This is a genomic window from Alteromonas sp. AWJ4_199 (assembly GCF_056159165.1).
Genome location: NZ_JBSWUR010000001.1, coordinates 395,970 through 411,749, shown reverse-complemented (window position 1 = coordinate 411,749; position 15,780 = coordinate 395,970). Strand labels below are relative to the sequence as shown.

The window sequence follows — 15,780 nt, the reverse complement described above, 5'->3', positions numbered from 1 at the left end:
GTTGTAACGATAAACTCAGAAAAAGCGGGCTAGCTTGCACTCATCGTCAATCACGTTGACGTAAATGGTGAAAACTAGACCCGCTTTTTGTCTTACTTTTTGCTCTAAAATGTGCCTTAATTAGCGATTTTAATATACGTGGCTACACGCGCTTTACTGGTTTTAAACAAACGTTGCGTTTTAAACCTAAGCTTTAGTAGCAACACGTAAGCAAGTGGTACTAAGAACAAGCTGGTTAGTGTTGAGAACAGCAGCCCACCAATGATTGCAATGGCCATTGGCGAGTAGGGAGGGCCGTCGCCGCCAATTCGAGTACTCCCCATCGCAAGTGGAATAAGCCCTAGAACTGTAGTGGCTACTGTCATCAGAATAGGCCTGATACGTGTCATAGACCCTTCAATTACTGCGTCATACAGCGATAAGCCTTCGTTGATGAGCTGATTAATTCTGTCTACCAATACAATACCGTTGTTAACCACTATACCCATGAGTATCAGCATGCCAATCATCCCCATGATAGACATAGATGTACCAGTAACCATAAAGGCCCAAAACACACCTGTGAAGGAAAACAGGAGTGACGTAATTACAGAGGTTGGAAGGATAAGCGACTCAAACAGTGCTGCCATCACGACGTATATCATGCAAAGGGCTAACAGCATGTTCATTTGCATTACGGCATTCGCTTCATCCTGTCGAGAGAAGCTGCCGTCTAGCGTCCACTTATAACCGGTCGGCAATTCAATATTCGTCAGTGCTTTCTCTATGCGTTCACGAGCTTGTTCGGTGGTGGTTTCACCCTCTAGGTTTGCACCAATAGCAAGCGCTGTTTGACGATAGTTGCGGTTAATTTGCGAAAGCTGTGGCACCACAGAGAAATCTGCAATCATGTTCAGCGTTACCGATTGGCCCTGGGTAAATCCAATATTAATGTTCTTAAGTTCGCTTAGCGAGGCTTGAATATCGCTGCCAAACTTAAGCTGCACCGCCACTTCTCCGGCGTCACCATAACGGAATGTACGTAAATTACTGCCTCTTAAAGCCGTAGAGATGAGCTTTGCTACATCATTCACTTGAATACCGAAGCGGTTTGCTTTCTCTCTGTCTATGCGTATTTGAACCTCATCGCGGGTAGATCCCGTGTCGGCTTTTACGTCTTCCAACCCATCTATGGTGGAAAGAATAGGAATGATCTGCTCTGAAATAGTGAGCAAGGTTTCTGAAGACTCGCCCAACAGCGTTACTCTTACGCCACCACCGTTGCCGCTATCCCATTGGAAAGAGGGGCGAGCACGCACGAATAAAGGCATGTTTTCGCGAATATCCTCCTTAATTTTACCTACACTGACCGGTAATTCGTCATTAAGCGTGATACCACTTACTGCATGACCGGCAGTAAAATAGGTGTAAACCTGTTTGATGTGAAAACGTTCTTGGTTTTCATAAAGATAAGCTTCCATTTTATCTACGGTTTTTTCTACCTCTTCTAGGGTAAAGTTTTGGGTTACGTGATAATTAAGCCAAATACGCTCTTGGTTGTTATTACCTTCATCGTCTGATGTCACTGCCTGCATGGGCACGAAAGTCGACGCCAGAATGAGTAACGCAAAGACGCAAGTTGTTCCTTGGTGTTTCAACATCCAATTAAGTGCTCGGCCATAGCCTTTTATGTAGGAAGGCGTTTTAGGTGTTTTTACTACTGGAATTTTTACTTTTGTTGTTAGTAATGGAATAAGTGTTTTAGCAATAAAAAGCGACGCAAACAGAGATATGCAGATAGCTACGGCTACGTGCTCTAAGAAAATAGTCACGTCTATTTTTACCCCAATAATATTAGGCAAAAACACTATCGCGGTGGTTGCAGTTCCAGCAATGACCGCAAGACTGACTTTGTTTACACCAATCTGGGTGGCTCGCTTAATGTCTCTCTCTTGTTGGCGTTCTTGAAATACGCTTTCAGTGATCACAACAGCGTTGTCTACCAGCATGCCTACCGCTAGCATGAGGCCCATTAACGATAAGATGTTGAGTGTATAACCCAAAAGGTACATCACACCTAAGGTAATACAAATCGAGAATGGTACAGAAAGCACCACGATTAAGGTGGTGGTAAGCTGGCGCAAGAATAAGTACAGCACAATAACTGAAAGTAACGCACCTAAAAGGCCAGCGTTTAGCAAATCGCTCAGCGACGAAGTTACGCTTTTCGCGGTGTCGTCCATTACAAATAAACTAATTCCTGTAAACTCAGGGTCTTCCTTGGCTTTTTCGATAACTTTCATCACCGCATCAGAAACTTCAACGAGGTTGCTGCCAGACTCGCGAAATACATTGAAGCCTACCGCAAAGGTGCGATCTAAGTGACGCCCTTCGTTGCGCTGAGGAAGCTCGTAAGTGACGCTCGCGATGTCAGACAAGCGCACGTTGCGAGTAACCCACATGTCTTTAAAGTCATTTACATCGGTGAATTCGCCAGTTGGGTTAACCAGAATTTTTTCACCGTTGTTGTACATGTAGCCCGCGGTTAGCGAGAAGTTTGCGCTTTGAAGCTGCTGTTCTAAGCGTGTACCGTCTATTTGGTAGGCCGCCATTTTCTTAGGATCTAAGCGAATAGTAATTTGACGCTTCATGGTGCCGTATAGCTCAACTTTCGACACACCCGGAACACGCTCTAGCGGTCGCTTAAGGTTACGCTCAAGCAAGTCGTAAGCATTCGATAAGTCGCGGTCGCTCGATACACGCAGCTGAAATATAGGCATATCGTTGGTGTTAAACTTGTACACCATGATCCGCTCTATATCGTCAGGGAGTTCATGGCGAATAGCGTCAATCTTCTCCCGTGCTTCAATACTTTTGGCTTTAAGGTTTTCATCCCAGTCGAACTCCACAATGACCTCGGCCATATTGTCGTAAGAACGTGCCCTTAATCGCTTTATCCCCGACATGGTAGCAACAGCTTCTTCAACCGGACGGGTTATCATCGTTTCAATCTCAACAGGCGTTGCATCAGGGTAGGGGATCTGCACTACCATTTCTGGAATATCAATCCCTGGGAATTTCTCTAAAGGCAATAAGCGGCCAGATACAATGCCGAACAGCAACATAGACAAAAACAGCATTCCGATGGTAACGGGCTTGTTTAGCGCAAAGCGTGCAAGCGAGGCGCCTATACCTGCGATTTTCGAAAGGTGTGGCTGTGAAGCTATATCTGTCTCGCGTTGATTCGGTTCACCTATTTGGCGCTTTTCAGTATGGGTTTCAGAACTGTTATTAGCGTTGTGAGGAGGTGTACTCATAGTACACCTCCTTTTGGCATTGCTTCCTTGTCACCAAAGCCTACGTTTTCACGAGAATTATCTTTCACAGGCGCTTTCTTCTTAACGTCGAACAGGCTGTAAAGCACTGGCAGTAAAATGAGGGTGAGCAAGCTTGCAAACAGAAGGCCGTATATAACGGTAATGGCCATTGGCGTGCGAATTTCAGCACCTTCGCCAAAACCAAACGCCATAGGCAATAAACCCAGTACCGTAGTAAGGGTGGTCATCACAATAGGGCGCAGGCGGGTTTTAGCAGCATCTAGAATAGCTGTATCTTTCTCTACTCCTTGACGGCGTAACTGATTTATACGATCAACTAATACAATAGCGTTATTCACTACAATACCGCACAGCATAATTAAACCGATAAATACCACCACGTTTAGCGGCGTATTGGTAAGCCACAATCCATACACAGAACCCGCGCCAGCAAGCGGCACAGCGAATAAAATAAGCAGTGGGTGCAGTAACGACTCAAACTGAGACGCCATAACCAAATACACCATGAACACCGCAAGTGCCAAAGCAAACTGTAGCGAACGGAAGCTGCTTTGCATGTCTTCGCTCTGTCCGGTTACTTCTGCACTCAAAGATAGAGGAAGTTGAGTTTCAGCAATGACCTTATTGGCAACGGCAACTGCTTCATCAAGCTTACCCTTAGCTAAATTCGCAGATACCAGCGCTACACGCTGCTGTCCAACGCGGGTGATCTCGCTAGGACCTACACTCATGTATACGTCTGCAACGGCACTTAATGGAATAGGTTGTGTAGAGCCTGGGTTAACAACAATGGCGCGCACGCTAGCGATGTCATCTCGCTGGTTTTCTTGCGTTCTTACCAGCACATCTACCTTTCTGTCTTCAACACTATACTGTGTAGCGACACGGCCACCCACCTTTGCTGCAATAAGCTGAGAAACGGTTGATGCATCAAGCTCAAGTCGAGCAAGTTTAGCGTGATGGAAGGCTATCTTAAGCTCTGGGTTTCCGTCACGAATGCTAGTAGTTACATCGGCAAAATTACTGTAACTGGCAAGTTTTGTCGCAATGGCGTCGCCATACTGCTGTAATTGATTAAGGTCGTAGCCCGCAATTTCAATTTGAATAGGCGAGGCAAAGCTAAATAGCTCTGGCTCTGAAAACGTTGCCTGAACCTGAGGTTTGAAGGCTAGGTAATCACGAAGCGCACGCTTCACATCGTCCATGTCGCCAGCTGTCGCCGTAGGCTGCATGACAATGTTTAAACGACCCCAATGATCACCACCTTGGTTAGGCGCTGCGCTGATAAGGCTTCCTGTACCAGACATGGCATACGTGCGAAGCACTTTGGTTTCGCCGCCATCATTGTTATTTACTGCAACCGCTGCAAGTTCGCTGATAATAGCGTCGGTACGCGCTAGTGGCGATCCCGCAGGGAGGGTCACTTCTACCGAGAACTCGCCTTGAGATAGGGTTGGGATAAGTTCCATGCCCAATCTCGGTATCAGCAACACCGCGCCCGCAGCAAGTACAAAGGCAATGGCTAGTACCAGTGCTTTTGCTCGAAGGCTTATACGTAGCAGTTTTTCATAGGCGGAAGCGAGAAGGTCAAACGCTTTATTAAATACCCAAATAAGTGGTTTAAAGGCAACGCTCAGTAATTTGCTGACGATATGCCATGCACCTATCACCAAGGTGACCAAAGCTGCAGGTAAAAATACAAAGATAAGTCTGAATACCCAACGGATTGGTAGGGTAAGGTAATACATAACTTTGCCAAACGTTGACGTAGGAGGGGTAGGCGCTGGTGTAGTGAACACCTCTTCGTGATCGAGCTGTTGCTTTTTCTTCTTGTGTGCCATTGCAGGGATAAGTGTGAGCGCAACAACAAGCGATGCTGCTAAAGCGAACGACACGGTTAACGCTTGGTCTTTAAACAGCTGACCTGCAATACCTTCTACAAATATTAGCGGAACAAACACGGCCATAGTGGTCAGTGTTGAAGCCACAATTGCGCCAGAGACTTCTTTTGTTCCTTCGCTAGCGGCAGATGCCTCAGTGTCTGTGGCTTCTGCCGTCGTTTTTTCATTAGCTGTAGCGTTATCACTTCCAGCCATTTTTAACTTTTTATGACGATCGATATTTTCAAGCACAACAATGCTGTTATCTACCAATAATCCAACAGCAAGCGCGATACCACCTAAGCTCATCATGTTTAAGCTTATATCGTTGGCATACATTAGATTAAAGGTGGCAATTACTGATACCGGAATAGAAACCGAGATAATAACGGTAGCCCAGAAGTCTTTAAGAAAAAGGTACAGCACTAACATGGCTAAAATACCGCCCATCACTGCCGCTGACTTCACGTTGTCTATGGCTTGCTTGATGAACACACTTTGATCGTAAATTTCGCTAAGCGTGTAGTTAGAAGGCAGATTGTTGTTGACCTCATTTAACCGGTTAGCCACTTTTTGCGCAACGTTAACCGCATTAGCATCGCCTTCTTTATAAATGGCAATTTCAATGCCTTCATTGCCGTTAAAGCGCGTTACCACATCACGGTCTTTATACGCACTTTCTACCGTGGCAATATCTTTAAGCTGGATGTTTTTGCCTTCAAAACGGCCAATAAACAGGTTTTCTATATCGCTAAGCGTTTCAAACTGATTCAGGGTTCTGACCAAAAACGCCTGGGCTGCGTTATCAATTCGACCGCCCGCCGCGTTAATATTTTCAGCACTTACCCGGTCAATAATACGGGTAATAGGAATAGACAACTGACTGGCTTTTTGCTGGTCGATAAGAATGTGAATTTCGTTTTCTAAACCACCGCCAACGCGTACAGCCGCCACACCTTCTACCGACTCTAGAGCTCTTTTTACCTGCTGTTCGGCATATAAACGTAGTCGCTTCATTTGCGCTACGCTTAAACTTGACGTGTCGCTTTGTGCCGTAAGCCCCAGTTTGATTACCGGATCTAAACTTGGGTTAAAACGAAGAAGTCTTGGCTTTTCTATATCAAGGGGAAGTTGTAAAACATCGAGTTTTTCGCGCACTTCTAAGCTCGCGAAATCCATGTCAGTACCCCATGCAAATGAAAGCACTACGTCAGACTGGCCTGCGCGCGATGTGGACGTAACTTTACGTACGCCTTTTACCACACCGATGGCTTCTTCAATGGGTTTTGAAACCAGTTGTTCGACTTCGCCAGGCGCTGCACCGTCGTAGTCGGTGCGAATGGTGAGAGTAGGGTAAGATAAGTCAGGCAGTAGGTTAACCGACAGTCTGCCTAACGACACCATACCAAATAGCAATACCGCAAACGTGAACATACTAACGGCAACAGGGCGCTTTACAGCAATATCTACAATACGCATTGTGTGAGTTCCTTGTTAGGCCGAATTAGCTGTTAACTACTTCAACAGGGGCGCTGTCTTTCAAGTTTTGGTGGCCTGCAGTAACCACTTCTTCATTACCGTTTAAACCATTAATAACTTCAACGACTTCGTTATTTTCAAAACCAGTAGAAATATCAACTTTCTTGACTTTGCCGTTATCGACAACGAATACGCTATGGCTGTTATCAATGGTGACCAGCGCTCTTCGAGGTAGCAACGTAGCGTTAGCATGAGTAGCGTATTCAAGTGATACATCGGTAAACATGCCGGCTTTAAGGTGGTTGTCTTCGTTCGGTACTTTTAACGTTACTTTGAACGTGCCGGTGGTTGCATCAATAACTGGGCTTATACGTTCTACGTTTGCCGTGATAGTTCTATCGCCTAACGCGGCAACAGTAAGTACTGCCCCTTGACCAACCACTACGTTAGGAAGTTCGTTTTCTGGCAAGTAAACAATGCCCTGAAGATTACGCTGTTGAACAATATGAAACATTCTTTCACGTTGAAAAGACTCGGTTAAGTTACCGACTTTGGCGTTTCTCTCTGCAATATACCCGTCAATAGGCGCCGTAATCGTTGCCTCTTTTAAATCAAGCTCAGCCAATCGGACAGACGCTTTTGCTGATTCAAATTGCGAGGTAAGTTTGTCGTAGGTATCGTCGCTTATGAGCTTTTTGGAATAAACTTTATTGACCTTATCAAGTTCGCTTTCTATGCCGGCTAAATCAGCCAGTGCTTTAGATAAGTTCAGCTCGTAGCGACGCTTATCAAGTTGCGCTAGCACTTGGCCCTTTTGCACATAGTCACCTTCTTCAACGAAGATCTCTTCAATGATCCCCGAGGCGCGAGCAACGACAAACGCTTCTTCTCGCGCTTCCAGGATGGCGGTAGTGTCATAGGTGGATGTAATGTCGCCAGTAATGATGGTTTGAGTTTCAACAGGAATAGCAAATGCCGTTTCCTCTGCTGACTCCGACTGGGCGTTGGCGTCGATAGCATCGGCATTAGAACATGCAGTCATCGAAAGCGAAAAAGCAACAATACCGCTTCCAAGAAGAAGCTTTAGCGATGTTGGTGAAAATGAAAGTAAGGAATGTAATGGTGAAAAAGAGATGTGGCTTTGCGTTGATGTTTCCATGGTCAATAACCCTAACGTGTGTGTCGTTATCTAGTAATGACCGGATACAGCAGCTAATATGCCAAAGATGTTAAATAATGTTAATTCCCAATTAATTCAATAGTTTATATGTGTAGCAAGTAGTTTCAATAAGAAGGCCAACATTTGCAGTTGGCCTTTTGTACTAATGCTTAGCGAAAAATGCTAATAACCGGTTATTTCCACTATAGTCTATTAAACCAAAGTATAGCTTGTGGTGATATCAACGTTGCCCGTAAGCATAAGCATAACGGAACAGTATTTTTCTGCAGAAAGCTGCACAGCGCGAGCAAGGGCCTTTTCGCTAATACCTTCACCTGACACCGTGTAATGTGCATGAATTTTAGTAAAAACCCGCGGCGGCTCTTCGGCTCGCTCTGCTTCTAATTCACAATTACAGGCTTCAATATTAAAACGGCCTTTTTTCAGAATATCGACCACATCAACACTTGAGCAGGCACCAACGGCTATAAGTACCGACTCCATTGGAGACACTGCGTTGCCGCTACCATCCATCACAGTTTTATAACCGCTGTCTGTAGTGCCAGTAAAAGTAAGATCTTTGTCCCAAGAAACTCGTGCTTTCATTGTTTGTCCTAATATCATAAAGCTATCGAAAGAGGCTGCAAGCCACTGTTGTCACTAACGTATGGAACAGCAGCGAAGTGTTATTCTTATTTGTTCAGACGAATGGCGTCTGGGCTAAGCGTGATTTTCTTTTGCTTGTACAATGCGCCCAACGCTTTTTTATAAGCAGCTTTACTCACATTAAAATGAGAATAAATAGCCTCCGGCGCACTCTTATCTGTTAGCGTTGAAATGCCGCCGTGGGCTTCTAAATCATCCAAAATGGCTTGCTGAAGTGCATCACGGCCACCTTTATCTATTCGCTGCAGGGCAACATCCACTTTGCCATCTTCGCGAATCGTTTTAATTACACCTTCAGTAGCTTGCCCGACTTTAAGCGGCTTAAAGGCATCGCTGTGGAAAATCAGCCCTAAGCTTTTTTCATTGATAACCACCTTAAAACCTAAATCAGTTTTGGCATAAACTAAGCAATTTACCGTGTCGCCCTCGTTGAGATAGGCGCTAGTTTCCTTTAGAAAATAATGAAGCTTGGTAGCACCTAAAATGCGCTGAGTTTTATCATCAAAAAAGGTGTGAACTACGTAGTACATACCTGGATTTACAGGTTGGGCTTGGTAGTCGTTAGGCATTAATAGATCGTTCTCTAAGCCCCAATCGAAGAATGCCCCAAAATTAGTGGCAGACACCGCTTTAAGTACCTTGGTTTCGCCCACTTGAATAAGTGGTTTCTTCATGGTGGCATAAAGGTCACCGCGCTGATCCGTAGCCACAAATACTTCAACCTGTTGCCCTTCGGTTAACGGCGTCTCTACTTCGTCAATCGCAAGTGTAACGGTTTGCTGCTCATCAGCATCATCTATTTCTATTACGCTGTCGTTCTCGTCATCGTTTTCGACAAGTGGCGCTAAAGCGTAGCCAAAAGGGTATTGGGCTACCACGCGTAATGTATTAATTTTTCCAATATTTATCATCAGCACTGACTTTTTAAAAAGAACAGGTAACATGATACTGGAATGAAGGTAAGAGCTAAACCATTATGAAGTTAAATTGCGATTTAGGTGAAAGTTTTGGCGCGTGGTCAATGCCAGTGGAATCGGCCATAATGGCGGAAATCGATCAGGCGAACATTGCGTGCGGTTTTCACGCTGGCGATCCATTAGTCATGAAGCAGGCTATTTTGTTAGCCAAAAAGCATGATGTAGCCATTGGTGCCCATCCGGCTTATCCCGATCTACAAGGCTTTGGCCGCAGAAGTATGGCGATTGCCGCTGACGAACTTAAGGCTATGATTCAATATCAGGTCAGTGCCTTAAGCGGTATGGCGAAGATTTGTGGTGCTAAAGTCAGCTATGTGAAGCCTCATGGTGCGTTGTACAACGACATGATGAAAGATACTGCTATCATGCGAACAGTAATGCAAAGCATAAGTGAAATAAACGAACAGTCTTCACACGCTCCCCTAGCGTTAATGGTGCAGGCTACGTCGCAAAATGGGGCGCTTAAAGAAGTAGCGCAAAATTGGGGGCTGCCTTTGTATTTTGAAGCGTTTTCTGACAGACGGTATACCGATGAAGGCTTACTGCAATCTCGAACTGTAGAAGGTGCCGTGTTGAACGAAAGCGACGCTTTGCTCCAAGCTAAACAGCTTATTTCATCGGGAACGGTAACTACGTCATCGGGAAATACACTTGCAGTAGAAGCTGACTCTTTATGTGTACATGGCGATACTAAAGGGGCGGTAAGTATTGCGAGTAAAATCAGAACATTTCTATAAACCTGCCATATAAAAAACACAACTTAAAAGAACAATACACAAGGCTATTAACCTTTGTTGTGCCGAGCGTCGAATACATAATGCACATCACAACTCGTTATGGCCAGTAAGACAACAAGGACAGTAGATGCAAGCTTTCGGTCGTATTAAACGAATAGTTACAGCAAGTGCAGACGCCATTATCTTGTATTTTGACGGCGCAAATTTGGATGACGCGAATAATGCCTGCCACAACATGCTGGCAGCTATTGATAGTAACAAGAGTAGAAATTCATGGTGTTGGTTACGCGAATGCGTGCCTTCTTACGACAGTTTGTTAATCGTTTTTGATATGGCGTTAATTGACAGCCACGGTGTATACCGTGCCTTACGCAATTTAGAGGCTGAAGACATAAATCAGCAATCGGAATCTATACAATTTAATAGAAACAATAGTAGCGCAGTGATTGAAATCCCTGTGTGGTATGGCGCGCCAAATGCCAGCGATTTAAGCATCGTAAGCAAGAAAACGTCACTGTCTATTGAAGAGATAATCGCGCTGCACACAAGTACAACTTATAAAGTATACGCAGTGGGCTTTTCCCCCGGGTTTGCCTACATGGGCGATATTCCAGAAGCGTTGAAATGTGCCCGTTTAGGCACACCGCGCAAGCGGGTTCCCAAAGGAGCAGTTGCGATAGCGGACAGACAAACTGCCGTCTACCCAAACGAGTCACCCGGTGGATGGAACCTTTTAGGGCTCACTGCGTTTGATATGCTTCTGCACAAAGATCAGCACAGTGAGTCACGATTGAGAGCGGGAGACGTGGTTAAGTTTGTTTCGATTACTGAGCAAGAATACAGAGCAGGGTTGCAGGTTGAACTATGAGAATTAGCGTACTCAGCAAGGGACTGTTTAGCCTCATTATCGACAAGGGCAGAGTAGGAAAACAGAGGGATGGTTTTTGCGAGTCAGGCCCCATGGATAGTAACGCCTATGATTGGGCCAATTTTCTTGCCTTCAATCTAGATGGCACACCGTGTATTGAAGCGATTGGCGAGATGCAGATACGCGTTGATGAAGATTGTGTTATTGCGGTTACTGGAAGAGAACCCTCGCTTGAAATAGATGGGATCGCTAAAGCGGTATATCAGAGCCAAAAAGTATCAGCAGGCGCATCGATAACCTTCAAAAGTGCGCTTTTAGGTAGCAAAGCATACTTGGCAATATGTGGTAACTGGCAAGTGCCAAAAGCAGTGGGCAGTGCCTGTACGGTGGTTCGCGAACAGCTTGGTGGATTGGACGGTAAGGGATGCGTGTTAAAAGATGGCGATTGCATCGAGGTTTTTGCTAACACAAGAGTGAAACACAACGCTAAAATGCGAACGCTAGCGCAGAAGCACATAGATGACTATAGCTTTGTAGAATCAATCCGGGTTATTCCAGGTTATCAGTTTACAAGCTTTAGTACTGTTGCCGTACGTACATTTGAAACCACCACTTATACGGTTTCATCATCAATCGACCGTATGGGCTTCAGACTGACAGGTGAGTCAGTGGCTTCCGATATAGAGAATATGCGCTCAGAAGCCATCCATCTAGGCGCCATTCAAGTTCCCGGCGACGGCCAGCCTATTGTGATGATGCGCGACAGGCAAACGTTGGGGGGCTATCCGAAATTAGGCTGTGTGAGCCCCTGTGATATAAGTCGCTTGGCACAAGCCGTGCCCGGTGAAAAAGTAAATTTTGTTTTTCAAAACGAAGAAGAGGCAAGGGCCGACTGGCTGCTTATGACAAGTAGACGCCGCCGTTTGCAAGGAGAAATATTGTGACAATTGCGTTTTTAAACGGTGAATATATGCCTCTTTCTGAGGCGAAAATTTCTCCAATGGATAGAGGCTTTCTATTTGGTGACGGTATTTATGAAGTCATACCAACTTACGCTGGTAATCCTGTCGGGTTCAAGGGACACACCATGCGCATGGATCAAGGTTTAGAAGCAATCGAAATCACCAATCCGTATACCGCAAAACAATGGCACGATATTCTGTCAAATCTGGTTTCAAAGAATCAAACATTCATTGAAAGCGGAAACATTGGCGTTTATTTTCACGTAAGCCGAGGTACCGATACTAAGCGGTTCCATGCTTATCCTAAACATATAGCACCAACGGTGTTTGGCTTTGCGTTTGAAATCGCGCCACCTCAACCTACGTCTAAGACTGATGTTAAGCCCTTTAAAGTGGCACTCCAGCAAGATAAAAGATGGCAGCGATGCCACATTAAATCAACGTCGCTGTTAGGTAACGTTATGCATTATCAGGCGGGTGTAGACGCGGGTGTTAACGAAACTATATTGTACAACGGCGACGGTATGATAACCGAAGCAAGCTCATGTAATGTGTTTATGGTTAAAGACGGTGCTATATCGACGCCGCCGCTCAATCACGAACTTCTTCCTGGCATTACTCGCGCTATAGCCATTGAAGCGTTTCAGCAAGCTGGGTTAGTCGTCACCGAAACGTGGTTTAGTAAAGAAGATCTTTTGAATGCTGATGAAGTATGGCTTACCTCATCGAGTAAAGAAGTAGCACCTGTGGTAGAGGTAGACGGGCACGTCATTGGAAATGGTGAAGTGGGGGATGTGTGGGAGAAAGCTATTGCTGCCTACCACTCCTACAAATTTAAAGCGTAAAAAACAAAAGAGGCCCGCATAAAAGCGGGCCTCTTCTTGAACAAATACAAATAATTTAGTCTGGTACGTTATCGCAGTTACCGTCGGTGCATTCGCCGTACAGGTAAAGACTGTGATGAGTAAGCTTCATTTTATGCTGCTTAGCAATCATCTCTTGACGTTCTTCGATAATCTCATCTTCAAACTCGATCACTTTGCCACACTTAAGGCACACAAGGTGGTCGTGGTGATCTTTATGGCTAATTTCAAATACCGACTTCCCACCTTCAAAGTGGTGGCGGTTCAAAATACCTGCATCATCGAATTGGTTTAACACTCGGTAAACTGTAGCAAGGCCAATTTCTTCACCTTGTTCAATTAGGATCTTATATACGTCTTCAGCGCTGATATGTTGGTTTTCTGGCTCTTGCAGAATTTGTAAAATTTTAAGGCGAGGCAGAGTGACTTTAAGCCCTGCTTTTTTCAATTCTTTATTTTGATCCATTACAGCCTACTAAGAACGAGTGAATAAGTGTTTGGTGGTTATTATAGGTAAGTTGAAACAATTTAAAAGCAAAACCGTGGAATCTTTGTCTTCTCGTTGAAAATTTGCCCAAGACGCTACTTGCAAAAAATACTGTACTTAAGTGGGGGCCTTGCACCATGTGGCCTGACCAGAATGTAAGTACTCGATTTATCGAACAAATAAGTAAAATAAATAAAACTTTTGATGTATTGAATTAACATCCTGTTAAACTAAACTTAAAGAGTTTAATTCTTTTCGTAGTTTTTAGCATGTATTTTAGTGGAAGTACCCATGCGGTTGACAATAATAAATAAAATCACTTTAGGCTTCGGCTTATTTGGCTGCTTACTATTACTCACAAGTATCCTCTCTTATTTTGGTTTAAGCGGTATTAAGGACTCTGCACAAGATGTTGTAGAGCAAAAAATGCCAGTACAGACCAGTATGGTAAAAGTTAAAACTGAAATTTTGTCTTTATCGGTAATTACCGCAAATGGCTACCACGTAGGAAGTCGAAACGATTTAGAAAATAACAAGCAAACATTCGATACATTGTCATCTACTTTTTCTAACGATTTGTCGCGACTAAAGTCTCTCATGCCTAACAACGCAATAGCTAAGAATGCTGTTGAGGTAAGCTCGAGCTATGTGAGCGATAGTAATGAAATGTACATTGCAATTAACAAGAGAATGGATATAGAGAACGCGCTTGCCACGCAACTTGAAAAAGTACTTATGACGGCAGACGAAGCTAGCGCGTTGATGCTAGATCTTTCTTATCTCGATAGCAGTGATCCGAGTCTTGATACGCTAATTGGCGCAGGTACAGCCATTGATAATAAGCTACTGACAATGAACGACTCATTTATCGAGTTGGCCGAATCTAGCGACGCCACGCAAAGCGCCAGTATTATTGAAGATCTCGAATATCAGTTAAGTAATCTGCAGGTAGATAAGGATTATGTGAACCGTTTGGCTACAGGGGTAGATGACGGCGGTACTATCGAGGCGTTTAACGAGCAATACGACTTATTGCTGGAATCGGTAAATGGTTCAAATGGTCTGATCGCGTTACAGCGACAGAAACTCGCTGAAGTTGAAAATGCAGCGCAAGCACAAAAACGGGCAAATCAGGCATTAGACACCGCCATTGCCGATATAAATAAGTTATTTGATACCGTTCAAAATCAGTCCCTTGAAGGCCAGAATGCGATACTTGAGTCGGTGCAAGAAAACTTGGTTCGCAATATTATAGTTGCTGCGATAGGGCTTATCGCTGCTATCTTTCTAGCGGTGATTGTAACGCGCAGTATTTCAAAGCCGCTCGCGCATATAAACAAAGGGTTAAGCCAGTTAAGCCAAGGGGATTTGAGTACTAAATTACTCGAAGAGGGCAACGATGAGTTTTCTGCTCTTTCAGCAAAAGTTAACAGCTTAACGGACAGCCTTAGAGAACTGGTGGGTAATATCTTAGAGCAGGAAAAACGTTTAATTGAAATAACAAAAGCAAGTGTTGAGCTTGGTAATAAGAGCTTGTCTGAAGTGGACAAACAGCGAGAGCAAGTCACTGTTACCTCCACCAACACTAAGAATGTTCAAGACAAAAGTCGAAGTAACCTTGAGCAAATTAATCAAGCAATGGATGCATTGCACACTATAACCAGACAAAGTACTGGCATTGGCCAACTGGTACAAAAAAGTAGTGAGCAAGTTAGCAACCAAGCGAGGCAGGCAGAGTCTTCAGCCCAGGTTATTGCTCGCTTAGATGATAACTCTAGAAGTATTGGCAGTATTTTGGACGTTATCAAAACTATAGCAGAGCAAACTAATTTGTTAGCGCTAAACGCCGCTATTGAGGCTGCTCGCGCAGGCGAGCAGGGCAGGGGCTTCGCAGTTGTTGCAGATGAAGTGCGAACATTAGCAAATCGTACGCACGATTCTACGGAAGAAATAGAGCAAATGATTGGCAACTTGCAAAAAGACGCAGCGCAAGCTGTGAAAGCCATTAATGCGGGACGTGAGCAAGCACAAGAAGGGGTAGAGATAACCCAGCAAGTTTCTCAGCAAGTTGAAAGCATCAGAGCAATCATTGAGCGGCTGAGCGACATTAACGTACATATTGTTGAAGATACAGAGCAGCAGGATGTATTACTTGGTGACGTAGCAACAAGTTTGAATCGCATTGTAGCGCTGGCAGATTCAAGTGCACAGAGCACTAGACAGTCAAACGAATCGACAATGATGCTAGATGCGCAAACAGAGAGCTTAAGAAAAGCGGTAGAGCGGTTTCAGCTTTAGTTAGTTCAATCGGCTAAGCTAATAATTCAAAGAATGCTTAGATATAACAAAAAACCGCTCCATTAGAGCGGTTTTTTCAATTGATAG

At 44.5% G+C, this 15,780-nt stretch carries 11 protein-coding genes; 5 read left to right on the top strand and 6 right to left on the bottom strand.

Going from position 1 to position 15,780, the window contains the following annotated elements; translation table 11 throughout:
* Nucleotides 1-116: 116 nt before the first annotated feature.
* The 5 genes from ACXAER_RS01865 to ACXAER_RS01845 form a co-directional block, all read right to left on the bottom strand.
* The gene (locus ACXAER_RS01865) at nt 117-3,296 is read right to left on the bottom strand and encodes an efflux RND transporter permease subunit (protein WP_474826057.1); all 3,180 of its coding nucleotides are present in this window, start codon (nt 3,294-3,296) and stop codon (nt 117-119) included.
* Complete coding sequence (locus tag ACXAER_RS01860) at nt 3,293-6,676, bottom strand: efflux RND transporter permease subunit (protein ID WP_474826055.1); 3,384 nt, start codon at nt 6,674-6,676, stop codon at nt 3,293-3,295. Before ACXAER_RS01860 ends, ACXAER_RS01865 begins: the two co-directional genes overlap by 4 nt.
* A 25-nt stretch (nt 6,677-6,701) precedes the next feature.
* Nucleotides 6,702-7,835, bottom strand: a complete 1,134-nt coding sequence (locus tag ACXAER_RS01855; RefSeq protein WP_474826053.1) for an efflux RND transporter periplasmic adaptor subunit — start codon at nt 7,833-7,835, stop codon at nt 6,702-6,704.
* 213 nt (nt 7,836-8,048) lie between these two features.
* Nucleotides 8,049-8,441, bottom strand: coding sequence for an OsmC family protein (locus ACXAER_RS01850; protein WP_105930089.1), 393 nt, complete (start codon nt 8,439-8,441; stop codon nt 8,049-8,051).
* Between the two features lie 86 nt (nt 8,442-8,527).
* A complete protein-coding gene (locus tag ACXAER_RS01845; RefSeq protein ID WP_474826050.1) occupies nt 8,528-9,412 on the bottom strand; it encodes a CvfB family protein in 885 nt (294 codons plus the stop codon).
* Nucleotides 9,413-9,477: 65 nt separating this feature from the next.
* Here ACXAER_RS01845 and ACXAER_RS01840 point away from each other — a divergent pair, with 65 nt between their 5' ends.
* The 4 genes from ACXAER_RS01840 (at nt 9,478) to ACXAER_RS01825 (ending at nt 12,890) form a co-directional block, all read left to right on the top strand.
* Entirely contained in the window at nt 9,478-10,215 is a 738-nt protein-coding gene (locus ACXAER_RS01840) for a 5-oxoprolinase subunit PxpA (RefSeq protein ID WP_474826048.1), read from the top strand.
* Between the two features lie 127 nt (nt 10,216-10,342).
* Nucleotides 10,343-11,083, top strand: coding sequence for a 5-oxoprolinase subunit B family protein (locus tag ACXAER_RS01835; RefSeq protein ID WP_474826046.1), 741 nt, complete (start codon nt 10,343-10,345; stop codon nt 11,081-11,083).
* A complete protein-coding gene (locus ACXAER_RS01830; protein WP_474826044.1) occupies nt 11,080-12,027 on the top strand; it encodes a 5-oxoprolinase subunit C family protein in 948 nt (315 codons plus the stop codon). Before ACXAER_RS01835 ends, ACXAER_RS01830 begins: the two co-directional genes overlap by 4 nt.
* Nucleotides 12,024-12,890: a D-amino acid aminotransferase gene (locus ACXAER_RS01825; protein WP_474826042.1), complete on the top strand. Its 867-nt coding sequence runs from the start codon at nt 12,024-12,026 to the stop codon at nt 12,888-12,890. The genes ACXAER_RS01830 and ACXAER_RS01825 overlap by 4 nt, the downstream gene beginning before the upstream one ends.
* Before the next feature lie 55 nt (nt 12,891-12,945).
* Here the strand turns inward: ACXAER_RS01825 and fur are convergent, their stop codons facing one another.
* Nucleotides 12,946-13,374, bottom strand: a complete 429-nt coding sequence (gene fur / locus ACXAER_RS01820) for a ferric iron uptake transcriptional regulator (protein WP_474826040.1) — start codon at nt 13,372-13,374, stop codon at nt 12,946-12,948.
* A 312-nt stretch (nt 13,375-13,686) separates the two neighbouring features.
* On the opposite strand from fur, the gene ACXAER_RS01815 reads away from it, so the two are divergent.
* On the top strand, nt 13,687-15,693 hold the full coding sequence (locus ACXAER_RS01815) for a methyl-accepting chemotaxis protein (RefSeq protein WP_474826038.1): 2,007 nt from the start codon (nt 13,687-13,689) through the stop codon (nt 15,691-15,693).
* Nucleotides 15,694-15,780: the final 87 nt, after the last annotated feature.

Coding starts and splice junctions, on each gene's coding strand:
- ACXAER_RS01865 (WP_474826057.1), bottom strand. CDS start 3,296: ATGAGTACACCTCCTCACAACGCTAATAACAGTTCTGAAACCCATACT.
- ACXAER_RS01860 (WP_474826055.1), bottom strand. CDS start 6,676: ATGCGTATTGTAGATATTGCTGTAAAGCGCCCTGTTGCCGTTAGTATG.
- ACXAER_RS01855 (WP_474826053.1), bottom strand. CDS start 7,835: ATGGAAACATCAACGCAAAGCCACATCTCTTTTTCACCATTACATTCC.
- ACXAER_RS01850 (WP_105930089.1), bottom strand. CDS start 8,441: ATGAAAGCACGAGTTTCTTGGGACAAAGATCTTACTTTTACTGGCACT.
- ACXAER_RS01845 (WP_474826050.1), bottom strand. CDS start 9,412: ATGATAAATATTGGAAAAATTAATACATTACGCGTGGTAGCCCAATAC.
- ACXAER_RS01840 (WP_474826048.1), top strand. CDS start 9,478: ATGAAGTTAAATTGCGATTTAGGTGAAAGTTTTGGCGCGTGGTCAATG.
- ACXAER_RS01835 (WP_474826046.1), top strand. CDS start 10,343: ATGCAAGCTTTCGGTCGTATTAAACGAATAGTTACAGCAAGTGCAGAC.
- ACXAER_RS01830 (WP_474826044.1), top strand. CDS start 11,080: ATGAGAATTAGCGTACTCAGCAAGGGACTGTTTAGCCTCATTATCGAC.
- fur (WP_474826040.1), bottom strand. CDS start 13,374: ATGGATCAAAATAAAGAATTGAAAAAAGCAGGGCTTAAAGTCACTCTG.
- ACXAER_RS01815 (WP_474826038.1), top strand. CDS start 13,687: ATGCGGTTGACAATAATAAATAAAATCACTTTAGGCTTCGGCTTATTT.